Genomic DNA, 17,579 nt, shown 5'->3' with positions numbered 1-17,579 from the left:
CGCTTGCGCGGCCTGATCGGGTGCCGTCAGACCTTGAGGTCCGCGGCGATGTCTTCATGATGCCGGATGACTTCCTTGATGATGAAGTTCAAGAACTTCTCGGCGAAATCCGGATCCAGTCGGGCATCCTTGGCCAGGCGGCGAAGGCGCTCGATCTGGTATTCTTCGCGCGCCGGATCGGCCGGCGGCAATTTGTGGCGGGCCTTCAACACGCCGACCGCCTGGGTACAGCGGAAGCGCTCTGCCAGCATATGAACCAGGGCCGCATCGATATTGTCGATCGACTGGCGGTAGCCCAGCAATTCCTCGCGAACGGTCGGTTCGGTCATGGCGCGCGTCCCGCTCCTTACTTTTTCTTGGGAAAGCCAGGCAGGCCCGGAAGGCCGCCAAGCCCGGGCAACCGGCCGCCGCCCAGCCCGGGCAACTTGCCGGGCAGACCAGGAAGACCACCGGGCAGCCCCTTGCCCATGCCAGGGCCAAGACCGGCAGCCTCAGCCTGCTTCTGCAGGGCTTCCAGCTGCTTCGGGTCCATCTGCGACAGGTCGGGCATGCCCCCCATGCCACCGCCGAGCCCCATCTTGGCACCCAGGCCGCCCATGAGCTGCTTCATCATGCCGCCGCCCTTCTTGCCGCCCATCATCTTCATCATGTCCGCCATCTGGCGGTGCATCTTCAAAAGCTTGTTGATGTCGGCCGCATCCGTGCCGGAGCCGGCGGCGATGCGCTTCTTGCGGGAATGCTTGAGCAGATCCGGATTGGCGCGCTCGGCCTTGGTCATGGAGGAGATGATGGCGATCTGACGGGCAAACATCCGATCGTCGAGGCCGGCGGCGGCGATCTTGTCCTTCATGCCGGCCATGCCGGGCATCATTCCCATGATGCCGCCCATGCCGCCCATCTTCTGCATCTGGCGCAGCTGGTCGGCCAGATCGTTCAGGTCGAACTTGCCCTTGGCCATCTTCTCGGCCATGGCCTTGGCCTTTTCGGCATCGATCGTCTCGGCGGCCTTTTCCACCAGCGAGACGATGTCGCCCATGCCAAGAATGCGGTCGGCCACGCGCCGGGGATGAAACTCCTCCAGCTCCGAGACCTTTTCGCCGACGCCGATCAGCTTGATCGGCTTGCCGGTGACAGCGCGCATGGAGAGCGCTGCACCGCCGCGGCCGTCGCCATCCATGCGGGTCAGCACCAGGCCGGTGATGCCGACGCGCTCATCGAAATTGCGCGCGAGATTGACGGCGTCCTGACCGGTCAGCGCATCGGCGACCAGCAGGATTTCATGCGGGTTGGAGCGGCGCTTGATCTCCGCCATTTCGAGCATCAAGGGCTCGTCGATATGGGTGCGGCCGGCGGTGTCGAGGATGACGACGTCATGGCCGCCGAGCTTGGCGGCCTGGACGGCGCGCGCGGCAATATCGGTGGGCGACTGGCCGGCAATGATCGGCAGCGTGTCGATCGAAGTCTGCGCGCCGAGCTGGCGCAGCTGCTCCTGCGCGGCCGGACGGCGCGTGTCGAGCGAGGCCATCAGCACCTTGCGCTTTTCGCGATGCGTCAGGCGATGGGCGATCTTGCCGGTGGTGGTGGTCTTGCCCGAACCCTGCAGACCGACCATCATGATGACGACGGGGGCCGGGGCATTGAGGTCGATCGGCACGCCCTCCTCGCCCAGCATGGCGATCAGCTCGTCATGAACGATCTTGACCACCATCTGGCCGGGCTTGATCGCCTTGAGAACCGCCGCGCCAATGGCCTTCTCGCGCACGCGGTCCGTGAAGGACCGCACCACTTCCAAGGCCACGTCGGCTTCGAGCAGCGCGCGACGCACCTCGCGCAGGGCGGCGGCAACATCGGCCTCCGACAGCGCGCCGCGGCCGGTCAATCCGTTCAGGATGGACGAGAGGCGGTCCTGGAGATTGTCAAACATGCGCGGCCCTTTTCCTGTTTCCATCAGCCCGCCCGGCCTCTGCCGGAGCGCTTGCGGAAACGTGGGTGCTGCGAGGCGGGAAACAAGGCGCAAAGCCGAAAAGCACCCGAGGGCGCATCGCGCTGTCGGGTGTTGACCTCCGGGATCGTCGTGACAAGCATGACGTCCTGGTCGGCGGCTCGAAACTTGGGTCTCGTCGCAGGATTTCGCGGGCTTAGACAGGAAAAGAGCCCGAATGTCAAGCCTCAGCACCGCCCTTCAGCCCTCAAGTGTCTCCGAGAGGCGCGTCATGTGCCTGCCTCAGGCAACCCGGCGCCGGGCGGGCGCGGCGTCCTGCATGTCCTGCAGGCGGAACCGGGCGATGAGATGGCGCAGATGCTCCGCCTCCTCGCTCAGCCGCCCACTTTCGACATTGCTTTCGGCCGCCATGGTCGCATTGCGCTGTGTGACTTCGTCGAGCTGCCGAATCGAGGCATTGACCTCGCTGATGCCCGTGGCCTGTTCGCGCGAGGCCGTGGCGATGGCCGCCATATGATCGTTGATCCGAACGATATGCGCTTCGATGGCTTCCAGTGCCTGACCAGTGCTGTTTACGAGAGAGACGCCATGGGCCACTTCGGTGCTGGCGCGGCTGATCAGCTCCTTGATCTCGCGCGCGGCATGGGCGGTGCGCTGGGCAAGCTCGCGCACCTCCTGGGCCACCACCGCGAAACCACGCCCCGCCTCCCCCGCTCGCGCGGCTTCCACCCCGGCATTCAGCGCCAGGAGATTGGTCTGGAAGGCAATCTCGTCGATCACCGAGATGATGTTGGCGATGCGGCTCGATGATTCCTCGATGCGCTCCATGGCCTCAACGGCACTGGCCACCACCGTGCCGGAATTCTTTGCGCTCTCATTGGCCTTCAGCGCCTCTTGGCGTGCCTCTTCGGCACGGCGCGTGGCATTGCCCGAGATGACGATAACCTCTTCCAGCGCCGCAGCCGTCTGCTCCAGCGTGGCGGCCTGGCGCTCGGTGCGCTGGGAAAGATCCTCGATATTGGCGCGGATCGAGGCCGTGCCCTGATCCATGCGCCCCGTGGCCGAGGTGACCGACGTCAGGGCTTCGCCAAGCTTGGAAACCGCACCATTGAGATCGTGGCGGAGATTTTCGAAATCCGGCGACAAGGGGCGGTCCAGGCTGAAGGCGAGATCGCCCTCGGCGAGGCGCTTGAGCGCGGAGGCCAGCTCGCTCGTGGCCGCCTTCAGCCTCATGTCGGCAGCTGCTTCGGCCTGGGCGGACATGCGCGCGCGCTCTTCCTCGCTGCGCTGGCGCGCCGCATCCGCATCGGCTTCCAGCGCCTGCTTGGCAACGGCCGCATCGCGGAAGATCGCGACGGACGCCACCATGTCGCCGATTTCATCACGCGAAACCTTGGGCAGCTCGATGCATGTATCACCCTCTGCCAGACGGCGCATCACGCCCGAGAGCGCACCGAGCGGCCGCACGACCATGCGCCGGATCGCGAAGGTGACCGCAGCAGAGAGCACGAGCGCGGCGACCAGAACGGCTTCCAGCGTCAGCGACAGGCTGCTGGCGACCGCATCGCTGTCGGCGCGCATGCGCGTGGTCAGGGCCTCGATCGCATCGCCGGCCTTTTCCATCGCGTCCTCGAGAACCGAGAATTGTTGCATGAAGCCGGGCGCGGCGGCGAGCGCCGCCATATCGCCGGCCTCAGCCTGGGCAACCAGCTTCGTTGCGGCCGTGACATATTGCTCCAGCGGCTGGTCCAGCTCGGCAAGAATCGAAGCGACGGTCTTGTCGGTGACCTTGGCCTTATTGTCCGCAATTGCGTCTTTGAAGCTCTGTGCGTGGCGCTTCAGATCATCGCCGATCTCGCCTGGCTTGCCTTCACTCTGGCCCTTCAGCGCCAGCAGGGCGCCCAGCACATCGGCGCGCAGGGCGTCATGCATCATATCGGCCTGCATATGGTTGCGCAGCCATTGCGCGCTTTCGGCCGCCGCATCCATGTTTCTGTCGAGCCGGCTGGCAGACCACAGGCCGACGCCCGAGGCGCCGACGCCCAAGAGCAGAATCGCCACGCTCACCATGATCATCTTGCGGCCGATCGTCATCAACATGGATCTCCTATGGCTCTTCCTATCAAAAGCTCCAATCTTATATTAAGTTGGAGTGATATTCGGGTCAGATGCTGACAATACTAACGGACTTATTAAGGAATATTTGATGAAGATTCATCACCTGCAGAAAGGCGAAGCACGATGCTCGATCAGTGCCAGCCGAGGGCGAGGCGGCACGCACTGGTAATTCCCCGCCATTTCCGCCATATAGCCGGGCAGATGGAAGGCGTGAGCAAGGTGGAACGGGACCGATGCCGGGCATGGTGAATTTCGCGAGGATGAACGGGCTCGGCAACAAGATCCTGGTCGTCGACATGCGCGGGCGGGAAGATCGGGTTACGCCGGCGGCCGCCATCGCGCTCGCCGGCTCTGCCGAAACCCATTTCGACCAGATCATGGCGATCCACGATCCCCGCGCCGAGGGCACGGACGCCTTCATCGACATTCTCAACAATGACGGCACGGGCTCGGGCGCCTGCGGCAATGGCACGCGCTGCGTGGTCCAGGCACTGGCCGCCGAGACCGGGCGCAAACGCTTCCTGTTCCAGACGGTGGCGGGCCTGCTTCAGGCCGTCAAGCATGAGGATGGCACGATCTCGGTCGACATGGGCGCTCCGGTCTTCGACTGGCAGCGCATTCCCCTGTCGGAGGATTTTGCCGATACCAGCCGGATCGAGCTGCAGATCGGGCCGATTGATGCGCCCGTGCTGCATTCTCCCTCCGTCCTGTCGATGGGCAATCCGCATGCCGTCTTCTTCGTCGACCGCGATCCCATGACATTCGATCTCGCGCGGATCGGGCCGATGCTCGAACATCATCCTATGTTTCCGCAAAAGGCCAATATTACGCTGGCTCAGGTCACCGGCGCCACTACCATGACCACGCGAACCTGGGAGCGCGGGGCGGGCCTGACGCTCGCCTGCGGCTCGGCCGCCTGCGCCGCAGCCGTCTCCGGCGCGCGCACCGGACGCACGGCCCGGAAGGTGACCATCACGGTCGCCTCCAGCCCGAACCGGCAGGCGCTGACGATCGACTGGCGCGAGACTGATGGCCACGTGATCATGACCGGCGCGGCAGAATGGGAATGGGCAGGGCATCTCGATCCGGAAACCGGCGCCTTTACGCGGGAGCCGCTGGCAAGCGGAGCCGCGGCCTCGTGAGCGGAATCGACGTCATCACCTTTGGCTGCCGGCTGAACACCTATGAATCCGAAGTGGTGCGCCGTCAGGCAGCCGAGGCCGGGCTTGAGGATGCGGTGATCGTCAACACCTGTGCGGTGACGGGCGAGGCGGTGCGCCAGGCGCGCCAAGCCATTCGCCGGGCACGGCGGGAACGCCCGCAGGCGCGCATCCTCGTGACCGGATGCGCCGCCCAGGCCGACAGCGCCAGCTTCGCGGCCATGGCGGAAGTGGACGCGGTTCTCGGCAATGAAGAGAAGCTCACGGCAGAGGCCTATCGGACCCTGCCGGATTTCGGCGTGTCGGCCGAGGAAAAGCTGAAGGTCAACGACATCATGAGCGTGCGCGAGAGCGCGCCGCAGATGGTGGAGCTGATCGAGGGCCATGTGCGCGCCTTCCTTCAGGTGCAGAATGGCTGCGATCACCGCTGCACCTTTTGCATTATCCCCTATGGCCGCGGCAATTCACGCTCCGTGCCGATGGGCGCGGTGGTGGACCAGGCGAGGCGGCTGGCGGAAAGCGGCTATCGCGAGCTGGTGCTGACGGGCGTGGACGCCACCAGCTATGGCGCCGACCTGCCGGGCACGCCCACGCTCGGGCTTCTCGCCAAGACGCTTCTGAAACAGGTGCCCGAGATCCTTCGGCTGCGGCTCTCCTCGATCGACAGCATCGAGGTCGACCGCGCGCTTCTCGACCTGATCGCCGACGAGCCGCGTTTCATGCCGCATCTGCATCTGTCGCTGCAGCATGGCGATGACCTGATCCTGAAGCGGATGAAGCGACGCCACAATCGCGCTGAAGCACTCGGCTTCATCGAGCAGGCGCGCAGTTTGAGGCCTGACATCAGCTTCGGAGCCGATTTGATTGCCGGATTTCCGACGGAAAGCGAGGCGGCCTTCGAACAATCGGTCCGGCTGGCCGAGCAGGCGCGCATCGCCAAGCTGCATGTCTTCCCTTACAGCCCGCGTCCGATGACGCCGGCCGCGCGCATGCCGCAGCTCGACCGGGGGCTGATCAAGGCGCGGGCGGCAAGGCTGCGCGACGTTGGCAAAACTTTGGCACGACAGCATCTGGACGGGCTGGTCGGCACGCGCCAGATCCTGCTTGTCGAAAACAATGGCTTCGCCCATACGCAGGACTTCACACGCGTGGTCACGCCAGGTCTTCAGCCCGGCAGCCTCATGACGGCGGAGATCAGCGGCCATGATGGCCGCGATCTGACGATACGCGCGGCTGCGCAAGCGGCGGCCTGAGATACGGGCACCGCGGAAACTTACGAGAATAGGCCTGACCCTCGTGATTTCTCGCGGGCAGGCCGAGCTGGCACAGGCCAGCGGACAGGGACGTCATGGCGCTCGATTTCATCAAAAAAGTCTTCACCTTCGGCAAAAGCAAGCCTGCCGAGGATGCGGCGCGCGCTGACGAAGCCGCATTGCTGTCGCCCGATGAGACCCGCGACCTGCCGCAGGCCCTCGACCCCGTTCTGGCCGAGGAAATGGAAACAGCCGGCGGCCCCGTCGATGACGAGGAGCTGGATTTCGAGGCCATCAGCGCGGCCGAGCCGGATCCGGCTCTCCTGCCGCCGGTGGAGGTGATCGGCGATCTCGGCCTGATCCCGCTTTCGCTTCTGGAGGCTGAAGCCGAGGCTGGAACGCAGGAAGCGCCGCTGGCCTTCGAGCAGACGGACACCGAAGCGGCCGACGCCATCGCCTTTCCAGCTGACGACGCGTCACGCGTACCAATCGACGATCGCGCTGCATCGGAACCGGGCCCATTGGGCGAGACCATCCTTGAACCTGTGGCAGGCGCGCCCGAGGCCGAAGCGCCTTCGCCCGTGCCCAACATCGAGGCCGAGCCCGTCGAGACAGAGGTTGTCTCTTCGGAGGCGACGATGGCCGAACCCATTCTGCCCAAAGGATTCGCCACGACAGGCGCGCTCACAGATGCGCCGGACGAGGTCGTTGCCGTCCAGCAGAAGCGCAACTGGTTTCAGCGCCTGCGCGAAGGCCTGGCCCGCACCTCGTCGCAGCTTTCAGGCCAGATCACTGCGCTCTTCACCAAGCGCAAGCTGGATGACGACACGCTGCAGGATCTCGAAGACCTGCTGATTCAGGCCGATCTCGGCATGGAAACGGCCTTGCGCATCACCGATACGCTGGCATCCGAGCGCTATGGCCGCGATGTCTCGGGCGAAGATGTCTCGCGCATCATGGCGGACGAGATCACCAAGGTGCTCACCCCGGTCGCCAAGCCGCTGACGCTCGATCTCAGCCACAAGCCGCATGTGATCCTCGTCGTCGGCGTCAACGGCACCGGCAAGACCACCACCATCGGCAAGCTCGCCGCCAAACTCTCCGGCGCCGGATTGAAGGTGATGCTGGCAGCCGGAGACACGTTCCGCGCGGCGGCCATCGAGCAGCTGAAGATCTGGGCCGAGCGCACCAAGTCGCACATCGTCGCCACCAAGCTCGGCGCCGATGCGGCAGGTCTTGCCTATGAGGCCTTCGAGGAGGCGCGCCGGCAGAAGAGCGACGTGCTGATCATCGACACGGCCGGCCGGCTGCAAAACCGCACCGAGCTGATGGCAGAGCTGGAAAAGATCGTCCGCGTGCTTGGCAAGCTCGATCCGGACGCGCCGCACACCGTGCTGCAGACGCTCGACGCCACCACGGGCCAGAATGCGCTGAACCAGGTGGAGATCTTTCGCAACGTCGCCGGCGTCAATGGGCTGATCATGACCAAGCTCGACGGCACGGCGCGCGGCGGTATTCTTGTCGCCATCTCGGCCAAGCACAAGCTGCCGGTCTATTTCATCGGGGTCGGCGAAGGGATCGACGATCTCGAACCCTTCGAGGCCAGCGATTTTGCCCGGGCGATCGCCGGCACGGGTGCCTGATCCGCCATGACAGCGTCATGGAAATGCTCTTTTTGCCTGTCTTGACAGGCTGAAGGCCGGTAAGCCTTCCTTTTCCTTGCCGCAAGCGCCACATGCGCCTTGCGGCGTTCCCATCCTCACGAGTTCGGGACCGAACGCGATGACCTTCGAAAGCGACGTCAAGCCGACGCCCACAGACCGCCACCATCCGCTTTTGAAGATGGCGCTCGAACTCGGGCCGATGCTGGTCTTCTTCTTTGCCAATCTGCGCGGCCCATGGCTGATCGAGAAGGTGCCGGCATTGGCCGAGCTCGGCGGTCCGCTCTTCGTCGCCACCGCTCTGTTCATGGCCGCCACGGTGATCTCGCTCGTCGTATCAAAGATCATGCTCGGCCATCTGCCGATCATGCCCTTCGTCTCCGGCATCGTCGTGGTGATCTTCGGCTCGCTGTCGATCTGGCTGCAGAACGAAACCTTCATCAAGATGAAGCCGACCATCGTCAACACGCTGTTCGGCGCGGTGCTGCTCGGCGGGCTTCTGTTCGGCCGCTCGCTGCTCGGCTATGTCTTCAATGCCGCCTTTCAGCTGGATGAGGAAGGATGGCGCAAGCTCACCCTGCGCTGGGGCATCTTCTTTCTGTTTCTGGCCGTGCTCAACGAAGTCGTCTGGCGCAACTTTTCCGATGATGTCTGGGTGGCCTTCAAGGTCTGGGGCACCATGCCGATCACGATCCTCTTCACGCTTGCCCAGATGCCGCTGATCATGCGCCACAGCACCACGCCGGCCGGGGAGAGCGGTGCCGGCAAGGACGGCGAGACGCGATGACGGCGGCGCGCGGCGAGCAGGTTCCCGGCAAGGGTCATGCCGCCTTCGGCAGTCCGACCGCCTGGCTTTTCGCCTGTCTGGCGATCCTCGTGCTGCAGGCCGCAATCGAATGGGCGATGGGCCGCGTGCCGATCTGCACCTGCGGCATGGTCAAGCTGTTCGAGCCGCAGGTGATGAGTCCCGGCAACTCGCAGCATATCTCCGACTGGTATACGCCGTCCCACATCATCCACGGCTTCCTGTTCTATGGGCTGACGCACCTGCTCATGCGCCGGCAAGGCCTGGCGCCGCGCCTCTTCGTCGCCACGCTGATCGAAGCCGCCTGGGAGATCGCCGAGAACTCGCCTGTCATCATCGACCGCTACCGCGCGGCCACCATCTCGCTCGACTATGTCGGCGACAGTATCCTCAACTCGACCATGGATACCGTCTTCATGGCGCTCGGCTTCCTCGCCGCTGCTCGCCTGCCCGTCTGGCTGATAGTTGTGATTGCCGTGTTCTTCGAGATCCTGACCGGTTTCCTGATCCGCGACAATCTGACCCTCAACGTGCTGATGCTCGTCTGGCCGATCGATGCGGTGAAAGCCTGGCAGGGGGCGCTCTGAGGCGATCCGCGCCCACCGCACTTGATGGGATCTCTCCGCATCAGAAGCTCTTCGCACCGGCAGCGTGAAGAGCCTCTTCCACGACCTTCAGAGCGCCTGCGCGGCTTCCGCGAAGAAGTCTTCGGGACCGTCCACCTCGATCAACCGCCGCCTCTCGATGAGCCAGAAGCGGTTGGCGACCGCGCGCACGAAGCTGCGATCATGGGACACGAACAGGCAGCTTGCCTCCTTGCCTGTCAGCTCGCGCTCCAATGCCTCCTGGCCTTCGATATCGAGATGGTTGGTCGGTTCGTCCAGGAGGTAGAAGTTCGGCTGGGCAAGGCGAAGCGCGAGCATGGAAAGCCGTGCCTTCTGCCCGCCGGAGAGCTGGGCGATGGGCCGGCCCTGCCTCTCGATCGACAGGCCAGCGCCGCTAAGCAGCGTGCGGGTGCGCTGATCGCCGACATCGAAACGGCGAATGAGCGTTTCGTGCGGCGTCTCCTCATCCACAAGATCAGACACGGCCTGGTCGCCATAGCCAAGCACAAGCGAGGGCGTGGCCTTGATCGCCTGGGACACGCCATCATCGGATAGGATGGCCTGCCGCAGAAGCCGCACCAGCCGGGTCTTTCCAGTCCCGTTGAGACCAAGCAGCACGATTCGATCCCCCTGGCCGATGAATTTCCGACCCGTGCGGAAAAGCAGCACCCCATCCGGCGTCTCGACAGGCACATCGTCGAGCGTCACCAGCACCTTGGCATGCGTGCCGCGATTGGCGAGCCGGATGGCGCCTGCCGAGCGTTCCTGGTGCGACGGCTTGGCCGCTGTTTCGATGCGCTCGGCCCGTGCTTTCAACTGCTTGGTCTTCACCACCAGAAGATCGCTGCCGGAATTGATGCCGATATTGTTCAGCTTTGCGGCTTGCTGACGCAGCTGCTGCGCCGTTTTCATCTCGCGATCGAACTGACGGGCCTGGGCCGCATCGGCCTCGTCAAGACTGGCGCGGGCACGCGAATAGGGCATGGCAAACATCATCGACCGCTCAGACCGCAGGAAGAGCGTGCGGTTGGTGACAGCGTCGAGAAAAGCACGGTCATGGCTGGAGATGATCACCGGCATGTCGCGTGGCAGGCCCGCCAGCCAGGATTCCAGCCGGGCGATCTTCGACAGATCGAGATGGTTCGTCGGCTCGTCAAGCAGTAGCACATCCGGGTCGCAGACGCGCATGCGGGCAATCAGCGTGATACGCTGCCAGCCACCGCTCAAGGCGTCGAGCCGGCGCCCCCGCAGCTCTTCGGGAACCTCCAGTTCTTCCAGCGTCACCTCCGCGCGCCAGCTTTCGCTGTCGCGCTGCTCCGCCGGCAGCGCGTCCAAAATGGCATCTCTAAAGGTATGCTGGGCAAGGGCAGCCGGAAGATGCTGCTCCATATGGCCGATCGTCAGGCCGCGTGCGCGGGTGATGCTGCCGGAGGTGGGCTCCGTTTGACCGGCAATGCATTTCAGCAGTGTGGATTTGCCACGGCCATTGGCGGCCACGAGGCCAATCCGGTCGCCGGCAGATAGGGTCAGGTTAAGATCGGAAAACAGGACGGCGGACAGCGTGACGCCGAGCGCACGGATCTGAAGAAGCGACATGGGAACTCTCTGGTCTTAAACGCCCATGCGGAGCGGCATCAGCCGGCAGACACGCAAGTGGGCATGGAGCCTGATGGGCGCGATGCATCAGCAGATGCGTGCGGCCATCGCCAAAGGGGAGACCAGAAAACGGTGCTGTTCGTTCCGATCAGCCCTGCAAACGCATTTGCAGGGCACGATCAGGGCCAAATGTGCGATGATGCAGGAAGATTAGCTTCACGCGCAGCCCTCTCTTACGTGTTTCGAACGGGGATAGCTAACATCGCCGCAGACCGCTTGGCAAGCGGTCAAGGCACGCCACCGAGTGCTTTGACGATCGCCGGCTCCAGCTCGTTGCGAAGTGCCGCCTCGTCAAAGGGGCCGATACGCTTGTATAGGATGGTGCCGTCGGGGGCAACGAGGAAGGATTCGGGGATGCCGTAGACGCCCCAGTCGATGGCGGCGCGTCCTTTGGGGTCGGCACCGATGGCGGCATAGGGATTGCCGAGCTCATCGAGAAAGGCGCGGGTCTTGTCCGGCTGGTCCTTATAGTTGATCCCGACGAGATTGAGCCGTCGATCCTTTGAAAGGCTCAGGATCAACGGATGTTCCTGCCGGCACGGCACGCACCAGGAGGCGAAAACATTGACGAGGGTCAGCCGGCCGGCGATCGCCTGATCGGACAGGACGGGCACGGCCACGCCGTCGAGCGGAGCAAGGCTCAGCGTCGGCGCCCTGGTGCCGATCAGGGCGGATGGAATGTCCTGGGAGTCCTGCCCGGATTCAAGCCGAGACAGGAAGAGCGCGGCAAGACCGGCGAAAAGAAGAAGCGGCAGGGCAACCATCAGCTTGCGGCCGAAGGACGGGCGTGCCGCCTCCGGCGCTCGCGCCGCTTGCACCTGCGTTGGCGCATGCTCGTCATTGAGATTCATGGCGCAGGTCCCGCAGCCCGCGCGTCATCGACAGGCCGGTCAGAGCGGCGGCGGATGCCGGCGGCTTCCAGCGCACGGATTTCGGCGCGCCGCGCGCGCCCGTCCAGCAGCACCCAGAGGATCAGGCCGAGAATGATGGCGAGCGCCGCGCCATAGCTGGCGAGCACGAAGCCGATATGCGGCGCATCGAGGCTCATGCCGGGCCCCCGGCGGTCAGCGCCCCGCGCGCGGCCTGACGGCGCAAAGCGGCCACGCGCCGGCGCAGGATCTCGTTGCGCATGGCGCCAAGATGCAGCGCCAGGAACAGACAGGTAAAGGCCCCGGCCATCAGGAGCAGCGGGCGTAGGAATTCGCCATCGATGGCCGAGCCACCCATGCGCAGGACACTTGCCGGCTGGTGCAGCGTATTCCACCAGTCGACTGAAAATTTGATGATCGGGATATTGATGAAGCCAAGCAGGATCAGAATGGCCGAAAGCCGCGCGGCACGGGTTGGATCCTCCAGCGCCCGGTTCAGCGCGATCAGGCCAAGATACATCAGGAAGAGGATGAAGAAGGACGTCAGCCGCGCATCCCAGACCCACCAAGCGCCCCACATCGGCTTGCCCCAGAGCGAACCGGTGACGAGGGCAAGCGCCGTGAAAGCCGCCCCGATCGGCATGGCGGCCCGTGCCGAGACATCGGCGAGCGGGTGGCGCCAGACCAGCGTCCCAAGCGCAGAGAGCGTCATGACCATATAGGTCATCATCGCCAACCAGGCGGAGGGCACATGCACATACATGATGCGCACCGTTTCGCCCTGCTGATAGTCGCCCGCGCTGGTGAGCGCGTAAAACAGGCCGAGCCCGAAGAGCGCGGCGGTGAGCCAACAGATCCAGGGAAGCAGACGGGCCGACAGCGCCAGGAACCGGGTGGGGTTGGCGAGATCGGCGAAGCGGCGGATCGTCAGGCTGGTGTCGCTCATATCCTGATGCTTAGACCGAAGCGGGCCGCGCTTCAATCGCGCGCTGCATCAAGCTCGCGTCAGTTTTTCCTTGCTCAATCCTCCAGGCTGCGCAGGGCGGTGGCGGCGGCCAGTGGACCGAGCACCGCGAAGAGCAGGTTCAGCGCGATCAGGATGAGGAAAGGGGTGAGAAAGGCTGCCGGCGCCTCGATGGCCGCCTGGGTGGCGCTGACGCCGAAGATCAGCACCGGAATGGCAAGAGGCAGCACCAGGACGGAAACGAGCAGCCCGCCGCGCGGCAGCGCCACCGTCACGGCCGCCGCACCGGCGCCGATCAGGGTCAGGGCGGGCGTTCCCACGAAAAGCGTCAGCATGGTCGCGCCGATGGCCAGCGGCCCGAGATTGAGCAACAGGCCGAAGACCGGAACCGACAGCGCCAGGATCAGCCCGCTCGAAACCCAATGGGCCATGCATTTGACCAGGACGATCAGTGACAGCGGTGTTTCCTGCATCATGAGAAGATCCAGCGTGCCATCCTCGCGCTCTGCCTGAAACAGCCGGTCGAGCCCGAGAAGCGCGGCCAGCAATGCGCCGATCCAGAGAATGGCGGGGCCGATGCGGGCCAGCAGCTTCACATCCGGCCCGATGCCGAAGGGCACGATCGCCACCACCGCCAGGAAGAAGAGCAACCCTGTCAGCCCCCCGCCGCCGGCGCGAAAGGCAAGGGCGAGATCGCGCAGAAGCAGCCGCCTCATGGCGCAGCTCCCGGCCCGTCCACCTGCCCCGCATCCAGCCAGACGACATCGTCTCCACCCACGTCCTCGCGCCTCGGCGGGCCTGGCATGGCGAGGGCACGCGCCTGCGGCAGATCGAGCGGCAGATGTGTGGCGGCAAGCACGATGCCGGCACTCGCCGCGTGCCGGGCAATCATCCGTGAAACCATGGCGTCCGAAGCGGCGTCGAGCGCGGCTGTCGGCTCGTCGAGCAGCCAGATCGGGCGCCAAGCGACGAGAAGGCGCGCCAGGGCAGCGCGCCGCTGTTGCCCGGCCGACAGCACGCCCACAGGCAGATCCGCCAAAGCCAGAAGCCCGACCTCCTCCAGCGCGGCCTCGATCTCCAGCCCGTGCCGACGGGAGGGTGCGGTGGCGAAAGATCGCCAGAAGGCCAGATTGTCGAAGACGGTCAGCTCGGTCTTCAGCCCATTGCGATGGCCAAGATAATGACAGAGGTCCCGGCGCGTTTCGGTCCGCGTGTCAACGGCATCCGGCCGCTGCGGATCTCCACCGGCCACTCGGATCGAGCCGGCCTCCGCGCGCAACAGCCCGGCGACAATGCGCAGCAGCGTCGATTTGCCGGAGCCGTTTGCGCCGGTGACGATTACGACAGCGCCCTCGCCTGCGGAAAAGCTGACATCGCGGAAAATCAGCGTATCTCCACGCCGGGCGGCAAGCCCCTCAACGGACAGGCAAAGCGGCATTCATCGTCCCTTTACGACCTTTGTCGCAATTCGAGAAAATTGTCTCGTTTCAGGATGTTCTGGTCTGGCATGAAACCGCGAAATTATCTATAACCGCCCCGGCACGCCAGCGGTCGGCGTGATTTTCATTCTTGCGCCGAACATGGAAGTTCCTTCCACGTGCGGACAGCGGAAATGGCCGCACCCGCATCCCATTTCGCGGCCCGCAAGGGCGCACGGGCGTTCGCACGTCGGTTTTGGCGATTACACGGAACGGGGTATCCAGTGTCCAAATCCCTAGACAGTTTCAATTGTCGGTCGACCCTGTCGGTGAACGGCACCGACTATGTCTATTACAGCCTGCCCAAGGCCGAAGAAAACGGTCTTCCCGGCGTCTCCAAGCTGCCCTATTCGATGAAGGTTCTGCTTGAGAACCTGCTGCGCAACGAGGATGGCCGCTCGGTCACCAAGCAGGACATTCTCAACGTCGCCGCCTGGCTGAACGACAAGGGTACGGCCGAGAACGAAATCGCCTACCGCCCGGCCCGCGTGCTGATGCAGGACTTCACCGGCGTTCCCGCCGTGGTCGACCTCGCCGCCATGCGCGACGGCATCAAGTCGCTCGGCGGCGATCCGGAAAAGATCAATCCGCTCGTTCCCGTCGATCTCGTCATCGACCACTCCGTCATCGTCGACGAATTCGGCTCGGCCAATGCCTTTGCCCGCAATGTCGAGCTGGAATATGAGCGCAACGGCGAGCGCTACCGCTTCCTGAAGTGGGGCCAGCAGGCGTTCAAGAACTTCCGCGTGGTTCCGCCCGGCACCGGCATCTGTCACCAGGTAAACTTGGAATATCTCGGCCAGACCGTCTGGACCAAGGAAGAAGGCGGCGAAACCATCGCCTATCCCGACACCTGTGTCGGCACGGACAGCCACACCACCATGATCAACGGCCTGGGCGTGCTCGGTTGGGGCGTGGGTGGCATCGAGGCGGAAGCCGCCATGCTTGGCCAGCCGGTTTCCATGCTCCTGCCCGAGGTCATCGGCTTCAAGCTGACCGGCAAGCTCAAGGAAGGCGTCACCGCGACCGACCTGGTGCTGACCGTCGTGCAGATGCTGCGCAAGAAGGGCGTGGTCTCCAAGTTCGTCGAATTCTTCGGCCCCGGCCTCGACAACATGCCGCTCGCCGACCGCGCGACCATCGGCAATATGGGCCCGGAATATGGCGCGACCTGCGGCTTCTTCCCGGTCGATGGCGAAACCATCAACTATCTGAACATGTCCGGCCGCACCAAGGACCGCATCGCGCTGGTCGAAGCCTATTCCAAGGCGCAGGGCATGTGGCGCGAAGGCGATGGCTCCGACCTGGTCTTCACCGATACGCTGGAACTCGATCTCGGCGACGTCGTGCCCTCCATGGCCGGCCCGAAGCGTCCGGAAGGCCGCCTGCCCCTCGAAACCATCGCGCCGAACTTCGCCACCGCGCTCGAAAACGACTATAAGAAGCCCGGCCAGCTGTCGAATCGCTATGCGGTCGAAGGCGAGAACTTCGATCTCGGCCATGGCGACGTGGCCATTGCCGCCATCACCTCCTGCACTAACACCTCCAACCCCAGCGTTCTGATCGCTGCCGGACTGCTGGCCCGCAACGCGGTCGCCAAGGGCCTGAAGTCCAAGCCCTGGGTGAAGACGTCGCTGGCGCCGGGATCGCAGGTCGTGGCGGAATATCTCGCCAAGGCCGACCTGCAGAAGGATCTGGACGCGCTGGGCTTCAACCTGGTCGGCTTCGGCTGCACCACCTGCATCGGCAATTCCGGCCCGCTGCCAGCCGCCATCTCCAAGACCATCAACGACAAGGGCCTGATCACGGCCGGCGTTCTCTCAGGCAACCGCAACTTCGAAGGCCGCATTTCGCCCGACGTCCAGGCGAACTATCTCGCCTCGCCGCCGCTCGTCGTGGCCTATGCACTGGCCGGTTCGGTGCAGAAGGATCTGACCAAAGAGCCGCTCGGCGAAGACCAGAACGGCAATCCGGTCTATCTGAAGGACATTTGGCCGACCTCTGCCGAAGTGCAGGAGTTCATCCAGAAATACGTCACCCGCGAACTCTACGAGACGAAGTATGCCGACGTCTTCAAGGGCGACGAAAACTGGCAGAACGTTCAGGTGCCGGCAGGCCAGACCTATGCCTGGGACGATGATTCCACCTATGTGCAGAATCCGCCTTACTTCGTCGGCATGGGCAAGTCCGGCTCCGGCATCTCCGACATCAAGGGCGCGCGCGTCCTCGGCCTGTTCGGCGACAAGATCACCACCGACCATATTTCCCCGGCCGGTTCGATCAAGGCGGCCTCCCCCGCCGGCGCCTATCTGCTCGACCATGGCGTCTCGGTTGCCGACTTCAACCAGTACGGCACCCGTCGCGGCAATCATGAGGTGATGATGCGCGGCACCTTCGCCAATATCCGCATCCGCAACCACATGCTCGGCCCGAACGGCAAGGAAGGTGGCTACACCATCCACTATCCGTCAAAGGAAGAGATGTCGATCTACGACGCGGCCATGAAATACAAGGAAGAGGGCGTTCCGCTCGTCATCTTCGCCGGCGTCGAATATGGCAACGGCTCTTCGCGTGACTGGGCGGCCAAGGGCACCAACCTCCTGGGCGTCAAGGCTGTCATCGCCGAGAGCTTCGAGCGCATCCACCGTTCGAATCTGGTCGGAATGGGCATCGTTCCCTTCGTCTTCGAACCCGGCACCACCTGGGCCTCGCTGGGCCTGAAGGGCGACGAGGTCGTGACGATCGAGAACCTCGCCAATGTTCAGCCGCGTGAAAAGCGCACCGCCGTCATCACCTATGGCGATGGCGCGGTGAAGGAAGTGCCGCTGATCTGCCGCATCGATACGCTTGACGAGGTCACCTACGTCAACAATGGCGGCATTCTCCAGACCGTCCTGCGCGACCTCGCCGCCTAAGGCATCGCGCAAAAGCGAAAAGGCAATCGCCTTGTCATTGAAGCCGGGCCCCGTGCCCGGCTTCTCTTTTTCGGCATGCCGGCTAAAGAATTTGACCGGATACCTTCGCGCAATGGCCATGGCGCCGAAAGCACGATTTCGGCGGCATGGCCG

Annotated in this window: 15 protein-coding genes; 6 read left to right on the top strand and 9 right to left on the bottom strand. The window is 64.2% G+C overall.

All coding sequences use genetic code 11. The features are described 5' to 3' along the window. Positions 1-26 precede the first annotated feature (26 nt). The 3 genes from BMX61_RS01415 to BMX61_RS01405 all read right to left on the bottom strand — a co-directional run bounded on the left by BMX61_RS01415 (position 27) and on the right by BMX61_RS01405 (position 4,039). Positions 27-329 carry a chorismate mutase gene (locus tag BMX61_RS01415; protein WP_075627231.1) on the bottom strand — a complete coding sequence of 101 codons (303 nt, stop codon included), beginning with the start codon at positions 327-329 and terminating at the stop codon, positions 27-29. A gap of 17 nt (positions 330-346) precedes the next feature. After that, complete coding sequence (gene ffh / locus BMX61_RS01410) at positions 347-1,924, bottom strand: signal recognition particle protein (RefSeq protein WP_075627232.1); 1,578 nt, start codon at positions 1,922-1,924, stop codon at positions 347-349. Positions 1,925-2,224: 300 nt separating this feature from the next. Next, on the bottom strand, positions 2,225-4,039 hold the full coding sequence (locus BMX61_RS01405) for a HAMP domain-containing methyl-accepting chemotaxis protein (protein WP_075627480.1): 1,815 nt from the start codon (positions 4,037-4,039) through the stop codon (positions 2,225-2,227). A gap of 254 nt (positions 4,040-4,293) precedes the next feature. Here BMX61_RS01405 and dapF point away from each other — a divergent pair, with 254 nt between their 5' ends. The 5 genes from dapF to BMX61_RS01380 all read left to right on the top strand — a co-directional run bounded on the left by dapF (position 4,294) and on the right by BMX61_RS01380 (position 9,526). Further along, on the top strand, positions 4,294-5,202 hold the full coding sequence (gene dapF / locus BMX61_RS01400; RefSeq protein ID WP_075627233.1) for a diaminopimelate epimerase: 909 nt from the start codon (positions 4,294-4,296) through the stop codon (positions 5,200-5,202). Then, positions 5,199-6,473, top strand: a complete 1,275-nt coding sequence (gene mtaB, locus BMX61_RS01395; RefSeq protein WP_075627234.1) for a tRNA (N(6)-L-threonylcarbamoyladenosine(37)-C(2))-methylthiotransferase MtaB — start codon at positions 5,199-5,201, stop codon at positions 6,471-6,473. Before dapF ends, mtaB begins: the two co-directional genes overlap by 4 nt. Before the next feature lie 95 nt (positions 6,474-6,568). Next, entirely contained in the window at positions 6,569-8,116 is a 1,548-nt protein-coding gene (gene ftsY, locus BMX61_RS01390) for a signal recognition particle-docking protein FtsY (RefSeq protein ID WP_075627235.1), read from the top strand. Between the two features lie 139 nt (positions 8,117-8,255). Beyond that, the gene (locus BMX61_RS01385) at positions 8,256-8,921 is read left to right on the top strand and encodes a septation protein A (protein WP_075627236.1); all 666 of its coding nucleotides are present in this window, start codon (positions 8,256-8,258) and stop codon (positions 8,919-8,921) included. Further along, a complete protein-coding gene (locus BMX61_RS01380; protein ID WP_075627237.1) occupies positions 8,918-9,526 on the top strand; it encodes a DUF2585 domain-containing protein in 609 nt (202 codons plus the stop codon). Before BMX61_RS01385 ends, BMX61_RS01380 begins: the two co-directional genes overlap by 4 nt. 87 nt (positions 9,527-9,613) lie before the next feature. On the opposite strand, the gene BMX61_RS01375 is transcribed toward BMX61_RS01380, so the two are convergent. The 6 genes from BMX61_RS01375 to ccmA form a co-directional block, all read right to left on the bottom strand. After that, a complete protein-coding gene (locus tag BMX61_RS01375) occupies positions 9,614-11,140 on the bottom strand; it encodes an ABC-F family ATP-binding cassette domain-containing protein (RefSeq protein WP_075627238.1) in 1,527 nt (508 codons plus the stop codon). A 287-nt stretch (positions 11,141-11,427) separates the two neighbouring features. Continuing rightward, complete coding sequence (locus tag BMX61_RS01365) at positions 11,428-11,964, bottom strand: DsbE family thiol:disulfide interchange protein (RefSeq protein WP_075627481.1); 537 nt, start codon at positions 11,962-11,964, stop codon at positions 11,428-11,430. Positions 11,965-12,047: 83 nt separating this feature from the next. After that, positions 12,048-12,248 carry a heme exporter protein CcmD gene (gene ccmD / locus BMX61_RS01360; protein WP_075627240.1) on the bottom strand — a complete coding sequence of 67 codons (201 nt, stop codon included), beginning with the start codon at positions 12,246-12,248 and terminating at the stop codon, positions 12,048-12,050. Then, entirely contained in the window at positions 12,245-13,015 is a 771-nt protein-coding gene (locus BMX61_RS01355) for a heme ABC transporter permease (protein ID WP_075627241.1), read from the bottom strand. The genes ccmD and BMX61_RS01355 overlap by 4 nt, the downstream gene beginning before the upstream one ends. A 74-nt stretch (positions 13,016-13,089) precedes the next feature. Then, positions 13,090-13,749, bottom strand: a complete 660-nt coding sequence (gene ccmB, locus BMX61_RS01350; RefSeq protein WP_075627242.1) for a heme exporter protein CcmB — start codon at positions 13,747-13,749, stop codon at positions 13,090-13,092. Beyond that, positions 13,746-14,471 (bottom strand): heme ABC exporter ATP-binding protein CcmA, encoded by a 726-nt coding sequence (ccmA, locus tag BMX61_RS01345; RefSeq protein WP_075627243.1) that lies wholly within the window; start codon positions 14,469-14,471, stop codon positions 13,746-13,748. Before ccmA ends, ccmB begins: the two co-directional genes overlap by 4 nt. Positions 14,472-14,735: 264 nt before the next feature. On the opposite strand from ccmA, the gene acnA reads away from it, so the two are divergent. Continuing rightward, positions 14,736-17,426 (top strand): aconitate hydratase AcnA, encoded by a 2,691-nt coding sequence (acnA, locus tag BMX61_RS01340; RefSeq protein WP_075627244.1) that lies wholly within the window; start codon positions 14,736-14,738, stop codon positions 17,424-17,426. Positions 17,427-17,579 lie beyond the last annotated feature (153 nt).

This window comes from Xaviernesmea oryzae (assembly GCF_900109605.1).
In the GTDB taxonomy this organism is placed as follows: Bacteria; Pseudomonadota; Alphaproteobacteria; order Rhizobiales; family Rhizobiaceae; genus Xaviernesmea; species Xaviernesmea oryzae.
This window is presented reverse-complemented; position numbering and strand designations above follow the sequence as displayed.

Coding starts and splice junctions, on each gene's coding strand:
- BMX61_RS01365 (WP_075627481.1), bottom strand. CDS start 11,964: ATGGTTGCCCTGCCGCTTCTTCTTTTCGCCGGTCTTGCCGCGCTCTTC.
- ccmB (WP_075627242.1), bottom strand. CDS start 13,749: ATGAGGCGGCTGCTTCTGCGCGATCTCGCCCTTGCCTTTCGCGCCGGC.
- BMX61_RS01355 (WP_075627241.1), bottom strand. CDS start 13,015: ATGAGCGACACCAGCCTGACGATCCGCCGCTTCGCCGATCTCGCCAAC.
- BMX61_RS01415 (WP_075627231.1), bottom strand. CDS start 329: ATGACCGAACCGACCGTTCGCGAGGAATTGCTGGGCTACCGCCAGTCG.
- ftsY (WP_075627235.1), top strand. CDS start 6,569: ATGGCGCTCGATTTCATCAAAAAAGTCTTCACCTTCGGCAAAAGCAAG.
- dapF (WP_075627233.1), top strand. CDS start 4,294: ATGCCGGGCATGGTGAATTTCGCGAGGATGAACGGGCTCGGCAACAAG.
- BMX61_RS01380 (WP_075627237.1), top strand. CDS start 8,918: ATGACGGCGGCGCGCGGCGAGCAGGTTCCCGGCAAGGGTCATGCCGCC.
- ccmA (WP_075627243.1), bottom strand. CDS start 14,471: ATGCCGCTTTGCCTGTCCGTTGAGGGGCTTGCCGCCCGGCGTGGAGAT.
- BMX61_RS01385 (WP_075627236.1), top strand. CDS start 8,256: ATGACCTTCGAAAGCGACGTCAAGCCGACGCCCACAGACCGCCACCAT.
- ffh (WP_075627232.1), bottom strand. CDS start 1,924: ATGTTTGACAATCTCCAGGACCGCCTCTCGTCCATCCTGAACGGATTG.
- ccmD (WP_075627240.1), bottom strand. CDS start 12,248: ATGAGCCTCGATGCGCCGCATATCGGCTTCGTGCTCGCCAGCTATGGC.
- BMX61_RS01375 (WP_075627238.1), bottom strand. CDS start 11,140: ATGTCGCTTCTTCAGATCCGTGCGCTCGGCGTCACGCTGTCCGCCGTC.